Source organism: Paenibacillus sp. W4I10 (assembly GCF_030816325.1).
Classification (GTDB): domain Bacteria; phylum Bacillota; class Bacilli; order Paenibacillales; family Paenibacillaceae; genus Paenibacillus; species Paenibacillus amylolyticus_B.
In genome coordinates this window covers 174,029-189,893 of sequence record NZ_JAUSXX010000001.1, presented here as the reverse complement: position 1 = coordinate 189,893, position 15,865 = coordinate 174,029, and the positions used below count along the sequence as shown (strand labels likewise).

Here is a 15,865-nt window from a genome sequence, read left to right as displayed (position 1 = left end):
AGGCGACTACTCAAAATTACAAAGGATGATCTCTACTATGGGAATTCATACGTACTTCCGATCATTGAATGATCTTGAACGCATTATTCGAACCCCTGGCAAATTCAAGTTCGAAGAACATTGTGTATCCGCCCATTCCTGGAAAGTAGTTCAGTACGCCAAAACCTTGGCCGATATTGAAGAGCAGCAAGGCGTGAACATAGATTGGAAGAAGCTATACGAGATCACCAGCAGCCATGATTATGGCGAAATCTTCATCGGTGATATCAAAACGCCAGTCAAGCATTCTTCACTCGAACTTCGTTCCATGCTTCAGCAAGTGGAAGAAGGTATGGTTGAACATTTTATTAACGAAAATATCCCGGAAGAGTTCAAAGAAATTTTCCGCAGACAGCTCCGAGAAGGCAAAGATCAATCTGTCGAAGGACTAATTCTGGAAGTCGCAGACAAGATGGATCAAGTGTACGAAGCCTTTGCCGAACTGCAACGGGGTAATACGGAGAAAGAATTTATCGTCATGTACCGTTACGCACTCGTCAAGATCAAAAACATCGATCTCCACTGTGTCCGCTATTTCCTCAATCACATCCTGCCTGATATCATCGAAGAAGGTATTCGATCCCCGTTCGATATTCGCAAAATAACCGAAGAAGCTTTACTGCAATAAATTAGCTCAAGCCATCTGGATTCCCATTATCCATGGACAGGGCTTTTTTTCGTTCCAGTGACTGTTGGCGATACTCGCTTGGATATAGGCCTGTTTTGTTTTTGAAAATCCGGCTGAAATAGTGGGAATCACTATACCCTACCGCTCCACCAATGGTCTTGATATCCATATTCTCGTGCGTGACGAGCATACGCTTTGCTTCATTAATCCGCAAACCTGTCATATATTTCAGCGGAGTCTCACCCGTCACTTTTTTAAAACACTTTCCCAGATAGTCCACACTAAAATGCATCTGTCCCGCCATGTCCTGGAGTGTAATCTCATGCATGTAATTCTGCTTCAAATACAACTTAACGGCCTCTGCGATATCCTCCGGCTTCACCTGCTCGTCCAGCACGGCACTGACGTGGGCAAGTGAATCCACAGCGCTCCCAAGCTTCAATTCCATCGCATCCAGCAGTGTCCGAAGCTGTTCTTCCGATAATGGTTTGAGCAGATAATCCTCCACCTTGTAACTGATTGCCTGCCGTGCATATTCGAATTCATGATAACCACTCAGAATGACAATTTTCACATGCGGATAGGCAAAATACAGATGTTTGGCGAGTTCCAATCCATTCATTACCGGCATCTGTATATCAGTTACAACCAGATCAGGTACGGAATGTTCAATGAGCTGTAACGCTTCCTGACCGTTCCGCGCTTCACCAATCACCTCGAACCGGGTGTCCAGCTCTCTGAATTTGCGCGAGACATTCCTGCGAATCAGGGCTTCATCTTCCACAATAATCGTTCTGTATTTGATTGTCATGGTTCAGTCATGCTCCTTTCGAATGGAACCACCTATGGTAATCTGGACACCGCCGGAAGGCTTGTTCGTAATCTGCATGTGGGCTGCCGTGCCATACCATAATTTCAATCGGACCCATATATTCTTGAGTCCCATGCCGTTAATTTCAAGGTCAGGCATACGCTCCCACTCCTGTGACTGTTCGATGTAATGCATGATCTTGGCAAGTGCTTCGGGTTCCATGCCAGGCCCGTTGTCTTCCACATGGATCTGCCAGGTCTTCTGTACCGCATCCATATCTCCAGTAATATTCAGTCTCCATGGAGGGGTATCACCCAGTCCATATTTCATGGCATTTTCGAGTAATGGTTGTACCATCAGCATAGGAACCTGGATATACTTCATCTCATCCGAAATATGGAACTCGTAGTGTAGATCATCCTCAAACCTAATCTTCATACACTCCAGATATCGCTCACAATAATCCAATTCTTGAGACAGGGGAACCCCATTCTTTCCCGGAGTAGAAATATAACGCAGCATAGACGCAATATTGGTGCAGAACGCGACAATCTGCTCATTCATGCCTTCTTCCGCCATGATGCTAATATTTGTGATGTTGTTATAGAGAAAATGCGGGTTCATCTGGGATTGGAGTGCCAGTAATCTCGCTTCTGTCTCCTGAGATTTCATCGCCAGCCTGTCCTGAAACGATTGCACAAGCTGTTGATTCAGCCGGATAAACGTATCATTCAGCTCATCCATCTCCCGAATAGAACCGGGATGCTCCAGCTTGAACAATTGACCGGAATCCTGACCCGATACCAGATCATTCTCACCCGTTTTCTGAATAATACGCTGCAAACGATGTAGCGGCAAAGTAACCCGTTTGGAGATGAGATACGAGAGAACCAGAATCAACATGAGAGTAGCTAACGTGGCACCGATAAACATCACAGCCATCCGGTTGAGACTCGCGAAAAGGGACTGCTTGGACTGCATGACAACAACGGTCCATCCCGTCTCCTGAGACGTCATGTACGTCATCATTTGTTTGGAATGATTCAAAGGATCGGTGATCTCCTGCATCGTATCAGGCGGAAATGAAAGATTTTGAATCAAGTCCACATCATCGAAATGGCCTGCTTGAGAAGCACCGGCATCCGAAGAAAGTGGATACAACCGTGTATTTTGTTCATCCACTACATAGATCCGGAGATCGTTGTTATTCGCCTGCAATTCATTCAAATGCTGGAACAGGGTTCCGGCATCCTGCAAAATCTCAACGACGCCTTGACTGACATAATTACCATCTTTGTATACACGGGTAAGCGAAATGTAGGGTTGTTCTGATTTCCCCTCCCCTGTTGGCATGGGCAAAGCTCCTCCCTCTAACAGACGGATCACTCGCCAGCCACTCCGCTCCCAGGTTTCCTTGTACCACGGTCGCTGAGTCAGATCTACAGACAGTTGCCCGTTGAATGCACCCGCTCCCAGCATCTTGCCGTTCACATCATAGATATTGGCCTGCTTGGCTGTATTGGAGCTGCTGATAATTGCCAGAATGACATCAATTAGTGTGGTTGTATCCTTATACAATGCCGGATCACTCGTCATTGTCTGCTCGCTATCCTCCGCTGGTGCCAAGTAGTGACTGAAGTGTTCTTTGACCAGATTGGAGTACACGATATTCATGGAGAAGTTGTTCATTTTCACCACTTCCTGATCCAGATTACTAACGATTGATACCCCCAGTTGTCTCTGTTGTTCTTCACTTCGCTGACGAATGTCACTTGCGAGAAAAACATATAGAAGCCCCGCCACAATCAGCGAAAAGATAATAAATACCGCAGAGTAATAGGCAAACAGACTTTGCTGAAGCGTTCCAAATCGATACCGCAATCCCCATACACCTCGTCCTATGATGATATCAGTCACACCATTCGAAAATGTCCACCCAACAGAACGCTTTTGTCTATTGAGCACATCCCTTGTTCACAGTAAAGTTATCCACATAAGAATACGCTTACATTAAGCGTTTCGGCAAGTGACAATTTTCTTTATATTTCGGGAGGTTCAATGATGAGAAAACGATTTCTATTTTCGCTTGCAAGTGTGCTCCTGCTCTCCACCCTGCTGCTTGCCGGGTGCAACTCAGGTAAAAGTACGGAAGGTTCGGGTAAGGTGACACTCACGTTTGGAACAAGCCAATCCGGTATTCCGCGTACAGGCATCATGCAGACGATGGCCAAGGAATATGAGCAGGAGACCGGTGTCAAAATTGACTTCCAAGTCGTCCCTGACGCACAGTGGCGTGACCTGATCAAGGTGAAGCTGGCCTCTGGTGAAGCACCTGACATTTTCAATGTCGATGTGGACCCACTGAGCATGCCGGCTAACGTAAGACCGGAGGAAAATGCCATTGACCTGACCAATGAGGAATTCACAGGTCGGATGTCTGAAGAGATTTTGCCAACCGTCAGTCACAATGACAAGGTGTACGGGGTTTCTTTTGCGCCAACGAAAATCTGGTATGTGTACTATAACAAACGTATCTTCCAGGAGCTCGGCATAGAGCCTCCTACATCCTATGCCGAATTCAAAGCGATCAGCCAGAAAATTAAGGATAAAGACATTATTCCGTTCTATCAAGCACCTGCCAGCGGGTGGTATCAGGTTCTGCCTTTGTTCGAAACAGGGCCTAACTATGAGCAAACAACAGCGGGAACGTACGAGAAGCTGAACAATAATGAGATGAAAGTCGCAGATATGACGCAACTCAAGACGGTCATTGAACAGTTGAAAGAATTTGCGGATCTCGGTTATTTCGGCAAAGACTTCTTGTCCAATACGGTAGAAGCGGGAATTGAAGCGTTTGGTCAGGAGAAAGCAGCGATGTTGCTGCGGGTTCCAGGGACGGAAAAGGAAGTCTCCGAAGCGTATCCGGCAATGAAAGACAATATGGGGTTCTTCGTCATGCCGTGGGGAGATAATCAGACGATTGGTGTGAATCCCGGCGGTTCAGCTGCCATGTTTGGTAACAAAAACAGTAAACATCCCGAAGAAGTGCTGAAATTCTTCCGCTGGATTACTGAGCATGATCATCTGCAACGTGTGTTCGACGAAGGTGAAGGTAATCTGACGATCTGCTGGCCGGAAATCGAACCAAAGCTGACACAGGACTATATTGATTATGAGAAAAAACATGAAAAAGGTACGGTCATGCAGGCCGCTGTGAAATATATTGATCCACAATGGATGGATATTGGTAAAGACTTGTCGGGCATGTTCGCTGGAGCCATGACACCGGATCAGATTCTGCAAAACATTGATAAACGCCGTGCTGAACAAGCCAAAGTGCTTAAAGATGAGAAGTGGCAGTAATAGCGCATATTGTAGATAAACATAAATGCTGAACAGCGTTACATGCAGCGGGCATTTGCCCGCTCATGTATTTTGTTTTGGCAGGAAGGAAAGGTGTTACCGGTTATGAATGCAAACAAAATCTATCCCTGGTACTTCTCATCTGGAGCGATTGTATTATATCTGTTGTTCATCGTTGCTCCCGCCCTGCTGGGCATCTATTATTCCTTCACCGACTGGAACAGTTATAGTTCGGAGAAGAACTTTATCGGTCTGGAGCATTTCCGTACCATATTGGCGGGTGATCCGACCTATCTTCTTTTTATCAAAAACACAGTCCTGTTCACCCTCGTGACATCCATCGCCAAGACCGTTCTGGGCTTATTTCTGGCTCTACTCCTAGTTAGCGGTGTAAAGGCCGCCAATCTGCACCGGATGATCATTTTCTCCCCGCAGGTGCTGTCGTTCCTGATTGTTGGGCTTGTGTTCAAAAGTCTGCTTGACCCCAACAACGGGTTCGTTAACGTAACCCTGCGTTCATTAGGGCTGGATGTTCTCGCCCAAAACTGGCTGGGTTCCCTAACCTGGGCCATGCCATCCATCATGGCAGTGGACACGTGGAAAGGCATGGGGTACATCATGGTGCTGTTCATCGCCGGACTGCTCGCCATCCCCCGGGATTATTACGAGGCAGCGTCCATTGACGGCGCCGGGTTTGGGCAAAAGCTGTTCCGGATCACGATTCCGATGCTGATGCCTACGATTACCATTGCCACGGTGCTCAATATTACGTATGGGCTGAGAGTATTCGATGCCGTATACGTGTTAACCAACGGTGGCCCCGGTAACGCAACAGATGTGATTAACACGGCGGTCTATTCCTCTTTTGCCAAAGGGTATTGGGGACTCGGAAGTGCGCTATCTACCATTCTGTTTGTCATCATGGCGATCATCTCCTTTTTCATCATTCGTTTGATGAACCGAAAGGTGGAATACTGACATGCAATTGAGAAAAAGATTGGCTTCCATCGGGTTAAATGCTCTCGCCTGGCTGCTCAGCCTGGTGGTCTTGATCCCTTTTGTCGTCATTGTACTGAATTCATTCAAGTCGGATGCTGAGGCCAAAGTGCTGAAGCTGACGCTGCCCGAGAAGTTTATCTTCGAAAATTACAAAATTGTCTATGAACAGGGACATTTGGGCGGTTCCTTTTTCAACAGTCTGCTGCATTCCGGGGCTTCTTCTCTGCTATTGGTGTTTGTTGTGGCCTTCTCTGCCTTCACTTTATCTCGTAACCATTCGAGGCTCAGCAAGTTTCTGTACTTCTTCCTGATTCTAGGTATCACACTGCCGCTCAACTACATTCCACTGATGGAAGTCATGAAGTCCATGGGTATGATCAATTCACATGTCGGCATGATTCTGCTCTACACGGCCATGGGGATTCCGATCTCACTGTTCATTACGTATGCGTTTGTGTCTAACATCCCGAAGGAGCTGGATGAAGCCGCGATCATGGACGGATGTAATGGGATCAAGCTGTTCCTGAGAATCATTGTACCTTTGTTAACCTCGGTGCTGGTAACGGTATTTGTTCTTAATTTCCTGAGTGTCTGGAATGAGTTTACTGCCCCACTCTATATGCTGAATACAGTGGAGATGTGGCCGATGACGCTGGCTGTATATAACTTCTTTGGACAATTCAGTGCCCAGTGGAATCTGGTCAGTGCCGATATCGTGCTCACGTCATTGCCTGTGTTGATTGTGTTCCTCATTGGGCAAAAGTATATTGTAGGAGGACTAACTTCAGGGGCGGTTAAAGGGTAAGCTCCACCGACAATCCAAATACACAAACGCATCTTGTCTAAGTACATCTGCTGACTCCTCAGCACAAAAGCCCTTGTCTGCTCATCGTGTGAACAACTTCTTCGTACAGAAGAAGTATCACACGCTGCTGCGGACAAGGGCTTACGCTGTTGGATTCGAATTAATCGTGCGCCAAACCGCCAACATCGGATGGAGCCGTTATATCTGGGCTCTGCTCCAAAGATTTGATCATTTTCAAACGGGATGTGATTATTGCGATCAGAATAACAAACAGACCCGCGATGATAAACAGAAAGGCAATACCTCTGCCTGGCCCAGTTCCAATAATTTGACCAACAGAAGAAGCCAGTGCTCCCCCCTCCATCAACAGCGGATTAAACACATGGTCGGCCAGAAATCCAGCCAAACTGTATGCAATAATAAACCCGAGTTGTGACAGAATACCAATGATTCCCCATACCCTGCCCTGCTTTTCGTTGGCGATATTGTTTCGCACCAGCACATCTGCGCTCATATTGACAAACGGCAGCGATGACAGGAACAGAAAACCTGCGAAGATAATAAAATAAATGTTGGTGGATATCCCCAGAAGCGAAAAGGACAAACCGCACAAAATCAGACCCATCACAAGCACACTTGCGTATCTCTTTGTTATTGTAAATATGCCGATGCACAAGCTGCTAATGAGCATGCCGATGGCACTTACAGACTGAAACGTTCCAAGTGTCTTTGCATCCGTGAATGACAGAAGCATCGGACCAATGAGTGTCTCCAGGAATCCCAGATAAAAGGTGACAAGTGAAATAATCACCACCAGCAACAGTACTCCCTTGTTGGTTACAACTTCTCTCCAGCCCTCTTGAATATCGGTGATCCAGTTTTTGCCTTCTCGATCCTCTCGCTCCACCTTCATGCTCTTCCGAATAACCAGCACAGCCAGAATGGCAACCAGGAATGTCAGAATATTAATGACCAGAATGACTTCAATGGTTGTTATACTAAGCAGAATGCCCGCAATGATGGGTGAAAACAGAAACTTCGAGGATTCAGCCAGTTGTACAAGACCGCTTCCTTTTGAGAATTGATCCTTATCCAGCAGGTCCGTAGCAGAGGCCTTGTATGCCGGGCTCTGCAACGCGGAAAACACTGAACTAAAGGCCACTCCCACATAGATATGCCATAATTGGATATCACCTGTGAGCATAATCGACAGAATGAAAATCAAACCGGCTGCCGACCCCAGGTCGCCGATAATCATCATCGTTCGACGGTCGAATCGGTCGGCCAGTACACCTCCAATAGGTCGAAGCAGGATATTCGGCAAAAACGTGAATAAGGTAATCAATGCAACACTTGTTGCTGTATTCGTTTTTTCGAAGGCATACACCCCCAGGGAGAAGGCTGTAAGTCCAATCCCAATCATGGAGATGAGCTGACCGAACCATACTACCAGAAACTTTCTAAATGATTTTTGAACGGTATGTTCCATGGATGATACTCCTTTCTCGGCTAACCTTGATTCGGAAAATAAAGACGAGTGACGTAGGCGAAGCTTCCTTTTTCTGCTCCCAGCACACGTTCCATAATATGCGTGAATGCTTCAACCTTTTTTTGGAGTTCTTCCTCCTCCCATTGAAAGATGCCTCGATCCAGCAAAAATTGTGACGATACGAGCAGGAATTCGATGGATTCCTTTGGGTTAGGTGTATGAAATACCCCCTCCTGAATGCCCTGCTCTACCACCTCGGCCAAGATGGGACTTAATCGAATTACCGTCTCTACAAGACTCTTTTGGTGCATTTCCACATTATGAACACTGTGCAATTGCTCGATGAGATCATGTTTTCTGCCGTCTGGCTGATTCTGCGCCATCATGATGCGAAAAATTTTGTCATGGGCGTTTAGTTTGGGGTCGGACACCACGTGTCTGGCTGATGCCTCCCCGCTCAGAATAAAACGCATAACGATGGCGTTCATGACCTCTTCCTTGGACTGAAAATAATAATAAAATGTACCCTTGGCAATGTTGCACGCCTGAAGGATATCCATGACCGTAGCTTTGGTGTACCCCTTTGTTATGAACAGAATCTCGGCGGCATCCAAAATCTCGTTCCTTCGTTCTTCCGGATTTTTTATCAATCTCATATCCTGGCCTCCGATACGTTCGACCGACTGTCGGTCTATTGTAGTCATGGAGTTCTTTTTTTAGAACCCCATTTCAGTCAACCATTGCGCCAAATGGCTTTCCCTTGTTTTTAGATCCTGACGCTCTCTTGCATATTTTCCAATATTTCTGTCTGCAACAAGCTTACCGTCCATCATAAACAGCACACGTTCCGATCTGGCAGCGACTTTCACATCATGGGTCACCAGCAGAATGGTTGTACCCGTTGCATTAATATCGCCCAGAATATCCATGATCTCATACGTTGATTTGGAATTCAGCGCCCCCGTTGGTTCATCGCCGAATAAAATATCTGGATTATTAATCAGCGCACGGCAGATGGCAATCCGTTGAAGCTGTCCGCCTGAGGCTTGGGTGATGTTATGCCCAGCCAGCTCATCAATCCCCATTTTTTTCATTAATGACATCGCCCGTGTATTAATCGTTTCTCTGCTGCTATTCTTGGCCAGATACGCGGAAAGTACGATATTGTCTAACAGATTCAGATTCTTGAGCAGATGAATATTTTGAAAGATGAACCCCATTTTGGTCAAACGTAGACTTGCCAGATCCCTCTCCTCAAATGCCGATATTTTTTTGCCATTAAAATAGACACTTCCAGCACTAATCTGATCCATACCACTTATGTTGTACAGTAAGGTAGACTTGCCTGAGCCAGATGGCCCCATGATGGAAACAAATTCTCCCTTTTTTAATTGAAGGTTGATATCTTTTAAGATGTTATGTTCTTCATTCTCGCCGATCGCTACGGATTTATTCACGTCTTTAGCCTCAAGTATAGTTGTCATCGTTGATCCTCCCTATTCGACAATCATTTTGGATATGCTCGTTTCCTTGATCGATTGGATGCTTATCCATGCTGTTAGTACAATCGTGCCTGCAAGTAACAATGGACACAAAACATATGCCTGTAACGGGTTAACAACAAAAACAATATTGGAAGCACCAAACGTCGACATAATGGCACTAACCAGCAACGGACCCAACGTATTGGACAATATCGTTCCAGTAACAACCCCTAAGATTAATATGACAAGTGACATCACGACATACTTGAACTTGATTTTAGACAAGGCAAACCCGAGACTTCTTAGTACAGCAATGTCGTTGTTGTCCTTGGCTACTAACATCTGAAGGAACAGTGCTGTAATTAAAATAGATATGAAGACACCGATGACCAAGGCCAGCATCGTCACCAATTTCAATTGTTGGATGGTTCCGCCTAACGTCTGATCCAGATAACCTTGAAGATCGGTTACTTTGGCTGGCGAGAAAGCCGCCTCATATTCAGCAATTTTGGTAGCCATGTCTCCGCGATTATTCAGATCCAAACTGACCACATACCACAACACGCTATCCTTGTTGTAAGGCAATAAGGCTTTCGCCGTTTTCCCACCATTCGTAACGTCCTGGTATATTCCGCTGACCGTCATCATCTGGTCCTTGCCATTAACGAGCAAAGTAAGTTGCTCACCAGTCTTCAGGCGCAGCTCGCTACTGTTTGCATCAGATAACGCAATTTCATTCTCGGTTGTTGGCGCATTACCGCTAACATAAGACAATGGGAAAATACTGAAATCCCCAGTTTCTACACTCAGATTGTCGTAACTTCCTTCCGCATTTTTAATCTTGAACTGACTTGTTACCAATGGGGAATACGTTTTGATGTCTTTATCATTTTGGATCTGGGCAACCAGATTGTCATAACGCTGCTCCACATCGTCTGTGTGCCTCAAGTCAATGCGAATATCACTCTGTCCAACACCCATATAAGATATAAAACTTGGCGCCTGCAAAGTGTTCAGGAAGTTGACCGGCACAATCATGATAAATGAACTGACTACAAAGACGAACAACAATAATCGGAACATCTTGATTCGCTGTATGACTTCCTTCAGACCAAGAAAGACAGGTACAGAAGACCAGCGATTGCGGGACAAACTAAGCCGGTTTCGAATGATCTGTGTATCTCCCAGGCTCCCGGTACGGAGAGCATCCACTGCGGAGATGGAACGAAAACGTCGCAGTACCGTTCGACAGAACAGAACAACCATGGCAAATATGATTCCAGCGGCTAATAACGGAATCGCGAAATGCAACAGGGTTGCAGGTGCTTTTCCCATATACAACATGATGTTGGAAACAAATAATCTGTTAACGCCAAGTGATGCAATGTAACCAAGCACGGATGCAAATCCGGCCATAAATACATACTTCATCAGATACAGTCTCTTAATATCCTTCTCTGCGATCCCTATCGCTTTCATGACACTAATCTCACGATAATCCTCTTCGATGGTCGCAAGCATCGTGAATCGGATGCAAAGCATCGCGATCAGAATCAGCACAAGACTGACCAAAATAATAACGGCTGCAATAACTCCGTCGGTCATGGCATTCAATACCTGGAACAGCCCATAGGTTACGACTGGACCAGCGTTGGGAAGTCCGGCATTTTGGTAAGCTTGGGTAAATTCACTCGTCAGTCCGGGATCCGTCAACCGGAATTCGATGAGATACTCCATCTCTCCGATGCTCTGCTTCAGTTCCTGCAAATTTCCTGCACTCACAATAAAACGTTTGGAGTGCACAACTGATGGATTCATCTGAGCATCACGGACAAAATCAACGATGGTGTAAGAACGCTCAAATTGACCATTATCGATCCGAACCTGGTCGCCAACGCTCAATTTTTTTTGCTGCATGTAATATACCGGAACCGCGATCTCGCCATCGTTCACCTGAATAATCTCACTGTCCAAATTCAACAAATAGTCGAAACCCTGATTCTGTGTAACAAAGTCAATGTCCATAACGCTGTTCTTTTCGGACTCTGCTCCGAGAAACAGATTAGAGCCGTCAATGTTGACCATTTCCACAATCTGATGCTGTTGGACCATGGCATTTTCTTCAGCCCATGTATTCACTTTGGCCTGATCGAGTTCTCCGGCATGCATTTGCACAAAGTGTGGTGTTTTGGATTCAGAAAATAGATATTGGATGGAACTCGTCAGTTCCATAATCATTCGTGACCCCGAAGATACCAGCAAGGCGGCGAGCAGTACAAAAATAAATAACGCAGCCGTAATCCCTTTTTTTCTCGTTATATCGTTTCTCAGCATTCGTAGCAGCATAAACGAACATGGCTCCTCTCATCTACAAGTTGTTCCTATTTATCTGGAGTCATAAAGCTTGTCAGACAATGCGCCACCGTTGAAGGTTGATGCATCATGAACATGTGAGCACCCTCTTTGATGGTTTGAAGCTTCATGGATGTGTCAAAATATCGGCCCCATCTCAACGCTGATTGAAGGGTAACGGTACGATCCCGTTCTCCCCACAGATACAACACCGGCAATGAGAGCGGCTCATATTCAAGCGTTGCTGCAGATTCCAGCATCCTGAAATCCGCCCGGATGACGGGCAGAAAATAATTCAACAATTCTTTTTCATGTATCAGTTCTTGCGGAAGAGCTTCATAGGAAAACAGATGATCAATCAGATTTCCGTCTGACATCCGATCATAATTCTGCATCCCGCATTCGTCAGGCGTGTTGCAGGCAGATAACACAAGCCGTAGCGTTTTAGCTACATCTGGACGTTCCTGACATAAGCGCTGCGCAACAAAGTAGGCTGTAATCCCTCCCAGACTATGTCCAAATAACAGACTGCCGGGCTGTATAACATCCAGCAACTTGCTGGTATACAGTTCTACGAGTTGCTGCATTTGCTCCAGGGGTGTTTCGGTGTTCAGACCATGACCCGGGGGCGTAAACGCCCAAATTTCCGTGTCAGGAAGGTACGGCACTAGGGGCTGAAAACTGTTAGAGTTCCCACCGAGATAAGGAAAACAGACTATCTGTCTGTTTCCCTCTCCCTTTTGTAGCTGCTCCAAATAGATCGGTTCCATCATTTATCCACCACCATAATCAGGCTTACTTTTCCAGAACATATGCAGGGAATGTCTGAAGTGAAGTATCCACATTTTTACGCTTGAAGATGACATGTATGACAACAGCCGATATTACAAAAAAGAAGAATTGCATAATCTGAACTTGCGGATTAAAGTAGTACAAATCAATTTGACTTCCTGTGGCCACAAGCCAGAATGCAAGCAGATAAAACAGAAGTGTACCTTTGGTTGCATTGAAGATATAACTTTGGAACACGATAAATGCCATAAGCTGAACAACGTAGTATATGTAAGTGGTTGAGGTGCCAAAAGAGGAAATCAAGTACCCCGGAAGCACCCATAATCCGAACAACAGGCCGGTAAGCAGACCACTTGTTATATTACTTTTTAACTTCCCTTGCAAAAATGGAAGCAAAAATCCGATCCAGCCAAACAGCCCACCAATCAGCCCCGTCTCCTTGATCAGATTCACAATCCCCAACCAGATCATTTCAGGTACACTATATGTCAACTCAGGGACCGGTATGCCGAATAACAAGGAACCAAAGTGCATTGTTGAGGCAAAGATGATGGAAATTCCAATAATGAGTGGTATCCAGAACAGATCCTGTCTGCGCGGAACCAGCTTCATAAACATTCCTTTTAATGCTTCCGTGCCGCCCATCACATAACATGTAATTAATCCGGCAATGGAAGGTGAATACAGAGCAACGATTGCAAGTGGATGCATCAAGGTTAACTCACCTGTTATGGGTACAATAAAATCCGCAAAGAACATGAACAAACTTGCGATTCCATAACATGTGCCAAAGGAAATTCCCAAAAACAAATACATATATTTGTTGGACGGGCTGGTTGCCGGACTTGTGACTGGACGAATGGATGCCTGATTAGCTGTAATCATAGTGCCGCCTCCTTCTCAGTCAACTTTCTCTCAATAAGATCATGCAAACGGTTAATCGTGCAGAAATTAGCCAAATCCAGATCTTCATTTGCTATCTCAATCTGGAATCTACGCTCTACAAAGTCCACCAAACGCATCGCAAAGAGCGAATTGACGAACCTCTGCTCAAAATAATTGTCATTATCATTAATTTGAGTGTCCTCATGATCCATGGTGAGGTTGTTCCCGATAAACTCCCGAATTTCCTGACGATAATCCACTGCCCTTCCCCCTTGTTATTGGTGTTGCCCCTCGGGCACTAAAACCTGAATGTAATCTGGAAACTCTACAGCCTGCTGCAAATCATGATAAAACAGTACTCTTCCTTCCTGATCTGCAGATTGCTGCTTGAAACCGGCAAAGCGATAGCTGATATTCATCATCCGGTTCCTTCCGGTGTCCCTGAAGTCCGCAAGCATCTGTTTGCCCTGCTTCCGAGCTTCACGCATGATATACGTTAGCAGTACACTCCCTGCTCCCCTGGACATCACTCTGCAAGACATCAGAAGCATGTTTAGCCGCCATACTTTCTGCTGCATGTGAATAAGTGCAAGCCCAATTTTGCCATACGTCCCGTATTTGTCTTCGAGTTCACACACCAATAACATATGGTCCTGCGAGGTCATCAGTTGATGCAGCTCCTCGTAACTGTAGGTAATTCCCGTTGCATTTAGTTGATTGGTGCGAACGGTAAGTTCCTCTGCACGTTGAAGATCATCCTCAGTAGCCTCGTAGATGGAAAATTTCATGCCGAGCGTAGCCAGAAATTGTTCTGAAGGTCCTTCATACTGTTCCTCAGCCTGTTTACGGAGTGTATCCGCCTGATACATCTGCCTTCTGCACGCAGAGTCGGCTGTAATGAATCGAGGCATCAGCCTTGGGTCATCAAGCATGGCTTCATATTGATCCGCATGAAGTACCTGGATGTCAGCATGTACACTTTGCACTTCTTCCAGTTCAAAAGGTTGATCATCCACAAACAGAATGGCATCCATACCGATATTAATGTTCTGCTGAATCCGCTGAACAGAGAGTGACTTCGCATCCCAATGGATTTCGGGATACAGAAAATATTCGGCGATGCCCAGTTCGTTTAGTTTCGCCCAAGCCAGCTCTGCATCATTTTTACTGGCAACAGAATGCAAAATACCTCGCTGGTCCAGTTTTTCAATCACCTCCTTTAAGCCCGGCTTCAGTTGCACATCTGCAGATTCAAGCAAAACTCCATCCCATATGGTGTGGTCCAGATCCCAAACGATGCATTTGATATCCTTGAGCTTTTCCATGGTCATGCCACCCTTCATCTTAGTAGGCATAGAATCCTTGACCCGTCTTACGCCCCCACTGTCCTGCATCAACCATTTTCTGCAACATCGGACAGCATCGGAATTTGGGGTCCTGATAGCTGTCGTACAATACTTTCAATGAATGCACGACCGTATCCAGACCAATCAGATCCGCCGTCTCCAGCGGCCCCATCTGATAATTGAAGCCCTTCTTCATAATGGCGTCCACCTGCTCAGGTGTAGCGATTCCATCCTGTACAATGTACGCTGCTTCATTCATTAACAAGTGCGAGAGGCGATTAGAGACAAACCCGGGCAAATCCTCTATGACAACTGGACTTTTATCAAGAGTTTCCAAAAACGCTACCATCTCATGTTCCGTACCCTGCGTTGTATGATGTCCTTTGATCACCTCCACCATGGATTTAACAGGAACTGGATTCATCAGATGCACCCCAATGACTCGACCTGGGTCAGGCAAAAATGAAGCGAGCTTTGTCACGGAAATACAGCTTGTATTTAGCGCAAATAAAGCATCCGGACGAGCCGTGTGGTATAGTCGTGCGTAAACTTCCTTTTTCAACTCCAGATTCTCGGTTACATTTTCAATAATGATACTTGCCTCTTCCACACCTTCATCTTGTGTCTGGAACGAAATTCGTTCCATGATCTGATCCAGGGGCACCTGACCGTACCCTTGCTTCAGGAAGCAAGCTGAACGATATTCACGACGTATAACATCAGGAGCGTGTTCGATGACCGACGCCGAAATATCCTGCAAAATCACACGATAGCCAGCCCTCGCGACATCCAGTGCTGTGGCGCATCCCATCACCCCTGCGCCAATGATTGCAATGAGTCGATTATGCATACCTAATCACCTCCTTATTGAG

The 15,865-nt window shown here is 45.8% G+C and carries 15 protein-coding genes; 4 read left to right on the top strand and 11 right to left on the bottom strand.

Translation table 11 applies throughout. The annotated features are described in order from the left end of the window. Nucleotides 1–37 precede the first annotated feature (37 nt). Nucleotides 38–667: a YfbR-like 5'-deoxynucleotidase gene (locus tag QF049_RS00755; RefSeq protein WP_124115945.1), complete on the top strand. Its 630-nt coding sequence runs from the start codon at nt 38–40 to the stop codon at nt 665–667. A 1-nt stretch (nt 668) separates the two neighbouring features. Here the strand turns inward: QF049_RS00755 and QF049_RS00750 are convergent, their stop codons facing one another. Further along, nucleotides 669–1,478, bottom strand: coding sequence for a response regulator transcription factor (locus QF049_RS00750; RefSeq protein WP_124115944.1), 810 nt, complete (start codon nt 1,476–1,478; stop codon nt 669–671). A 3-nt stretch (nt 1,479–1,481) separates the two neighbouring features. Beyond that, the gene (locus QF049_RS00745) at nt 1,482–3,359 is read right to left on the bottom strand and encodes a cache domain-containing sensor histidine kinase (RefSeq protein WP_307534171.1); all 1,878 of its coding nucleotides are present in this window, start codon (nt 3,357–3,359) and stop codon (nt 1,482–1,484) included. Nucleotides 3,360–3,539: 180 nt separating this feature from the next. Here QF049_RS00745 and QF049_RS00740 point away from each other — a divergent pair, with 180 nt between their 5' ends. The 3 genes from QF049_RS00740 (at nt 3,540) to QF049_RS00730 (ending at nt 6,645) form a co-directional block, all read left to right on the top strand. After that, the gene (locus tag QF049_RS00740; protein WP_124115942.1) at nt 3,540–4,841 is read left to right on the top strand and encodes an ABC transporter substrate-binding protein; all 1,302 of its coding nucleotides are present in this window, start codon (nt 3,540–3,542) and stop codon (nt 4,839–4,841) included. Between the two features lie 105 nt (nt 4,842–4,946). Continuing rightward, entirely contained in the window at nt 4,947–5,819 is an 873-nt protein-coding gene (locus tag QF049_RS00735; protein ID WP_091028318.1) for a carbohydrate ABC transporter permease, read from the top strand. Between the two features lies 1 nt (nt 5,820). Continuing rightward, complete coding sequence (locus tag QF049_RS00730; RefSeq protein WP_307534168.1) at nt 5,821–6,645, top strand: carbohydrate ABC transporter permease; 825 nt, start codon at nt 5,821–5,823, stop codon at nt 6,643–6,645. 160 nt (nt 6,646–6,805) lie between these two features. On the opposite strand, the gene QF049_RS00725 is transcribed toward QF049_RS00730, so the two are convergent. From QF049_RS00725 to QF049_RS00685, 9 genes are read right to left on the bottom strand one after another with little or no spacing between them, the layout of a single operon-like run. Continuing rightward, complete coding sequence (locus QF049_RS00725) at nt 6,806–8,134, bottom strand: MFS transporter (protein ID WP_124115940.1); 1,329 nt, start codon at nt 8,132–8,134, stop codon at nt 6,806–6,808. A gap of 20 nt (nt 8,135–8,154) precedes the next feature. Beyond that, nucleotides 8,155–8,790: a TetR/AcrR family transcriptional regulator gene (locus tag QF049_RS00720; RefSeq protein WP_124115939.1), complete on the bottom strand. Its 636-nt coding sequence runs from the start codon at nt 8,788–8,790 to the stop codon at nt 8,155–8,157. Nucleotides 8,791–8,850: 60 nt separating this feature from the next. After that, nucleotides 8,851–9,618 (bottom strand): ABC transporter ATP-binding protein, encoded by a 768-nt coding sequence (locus QF049_RS00715; RefSeq protein WP_047843824.1) that lies wholly within the window; start codon nt 9,616–9,618, stop codon nt 8,851–8,853. Nucleotides 9,619–9,630: 12 nt separating this feature from the next. Further along, on the bottom strand, nt 9,631–11,964 hold the full coding sequence (locus tag QF049_RS00710) for an ABC transporter permease (protein ID WP_091013886.1): 2,334 nt from the start codon (nt 11,962–11,964) through the stop codon (nt 9,631–9,633). Nucleotides 11,965–11,999: 35 nt separating this feature from the next. Further along, the gene (locus QF049_RS00705) at nt 12,000–12,743 is read right to left on the bottom strand and encodes a thioesterase II family protein (RefSeq protein WP_307534164.1); all 744 of its coding nucleotides are present in this window, start codon (nt 12,741–12,743) and stop codon (nt 12,000–12,002) included. Between the two features lie 22 nt (nt 12,744–12,765). Further along, the gene (locus QF049_RS00700) at nt 12,766–13,647 is read right to left on the bottom strand and encodes a hypothetical protein (RefSeq protein WP_307534162.1); all 882 of its coding nucleotides are present in this window, start codon (nt 13,645–13,647) and stop codon (nt 12,766–12,768) included. Continuing rightward, nucleotides 13,644–13,907 carry an acyl carrier protein gene (locus QF049_RS00695; protein WP_017687156.1) on the bottom strand — a complete coding sequence of 88 codons (264 nt, stop codon included), beginning with the start codon at nt 13,905–13,907 and terminating at the stop codon, nt 13,644–13,646. Before QF049_RS00695 ends, QF049_RS00700 begins: the two co-directional genes overlap by 4 nt. A gap of 15 nt (nt 13,908–13,922) precedes the next feature. Then, nucleotides 13,923–15,002, bottom strand: coding sequence for an HAD-IIIC family phosphatase (locus tag QF049_RS00690; RefSeq protein WP_373428190.1), 1,080 nt, complete (start codon nt 15,000–15,002; stop codon nt 13,923–13,925). Next, nucleotides 14,992–15,843 carry a 3-hydroxyacyl-CoA dehydrogenase family protein gene (locus QF049_RS00685; protein ID WP_091013879.1) on the bottom strand — a complete coding sequence of 284 codons (852 nt, stop codon included), beginning with the start codon at nt 15,841–15,843 and terminating at the stop codon, nt 14,992–14,994. Before QF049_RS00685 ends, QF049_RS00690 begins: the two co-directional genes overlap by 11 nt. Nucleotides 15,844–15,865 lie beyond the last annotated feature (22 nt).

What these genes read in the sequence shown, in the direction of transcription:
- QF049_RS00715 (WP_047843824.1), bottom strand. Translation starts at nt 9,618, where the DNA reads ATGACAACTATACTTGAGGCTAAAGACGTGAATAAATCCGTAGCGATC.
- QF049_RS00755 (WP_124115945.1), top strand. Translation starts at nt 38, where the DNA reads ATGGGAATTCATACGTACTTCCGATCATTGAATGATCTTGAACGCATT.
- QF049_RS00685 (WP_091013879.1), bottom strand. Translation starts at nt 15,843, where the DNA reads ATGCATAATCGACTCATTGCAATCATTGGCGCAGGGGTGATGGGATGC.
- QF049_RS00710 (WP_091013886.1), bottom strand. Translation starts at nt 11,964, where the DNA reads ATGCTGCTACGAATGCTGAGAAACGATATAACGAGAAAAAAAGGGATT.
- QF049_RS00720 (WP_124115939.1), bottom strand. Translation starts at nt 8,790, where the DNA reads ATGAGATTGATAAAAAATCCGGAAGAACGAAGGAACGAGATTTTGGAT.
- QF049_RS00750 (WP_124115944.1), bottom strand. Translation starts at nt 1,478, where the DNA reads ATGACAATCAAATACAGAACGATTATTGTGGAAGATGAAGCCCTGATT.
- QF049_RS00725 (WP_124115940.1), bottom strand. Translation starts at nt 8,134, where the DNA reads ATGGAACATACCGTTCAAAAATCATTTAGAAAGTTTCTGGTAGTATGG.
- QF049_RS00740 (WP_124115942.1), top strand. Translation starts at nt 3,540, where the DNA reads ATGAGAAAACGATTTCTATTTTCGCTTGCAAGTGTGCTCCTGCTCTCC.
- QF049_RS00730 (WP_307534168.1), top strand. Translation starts at nt 5,821, where the DNA reads ATGCAATTGAGAAAAAGATTGGCTTCCATCGGGTTAAATGCTCTCGCC.
- QF049_RS00700 (WP_307534162.1), bottom strand. Translation starts at nt 13,647, where the DNA reads ATGATTACAGCTAATCAGGCATCCATTCGTCCAGTCACAAGTCCGGCA.
- QF049_RS00690 (WP_373428190.1), bottom strand. Translation starts at nt 15,002, where the DNA reads ATGCCTACTAAGATGAAGGGTGGCATGACCATGGAAAAGCTCAAGGAT.
- QF049_RS00705 (WP_307534164.1), bottom strand. Translation starts at nt 12,743, where the DNA reads ATGATGGAACCGATCTATTTGGAGCAGCTACAAAAGGGAGAGGGAAAC.
- QF049_RS00735 (WP_091028318.1), top strand. Translation starts at nt 4,947, where the DNA reads ATGAATGCAAACAAAATCTATCCCTGGTACTTCTCATCTGGAGCGATT.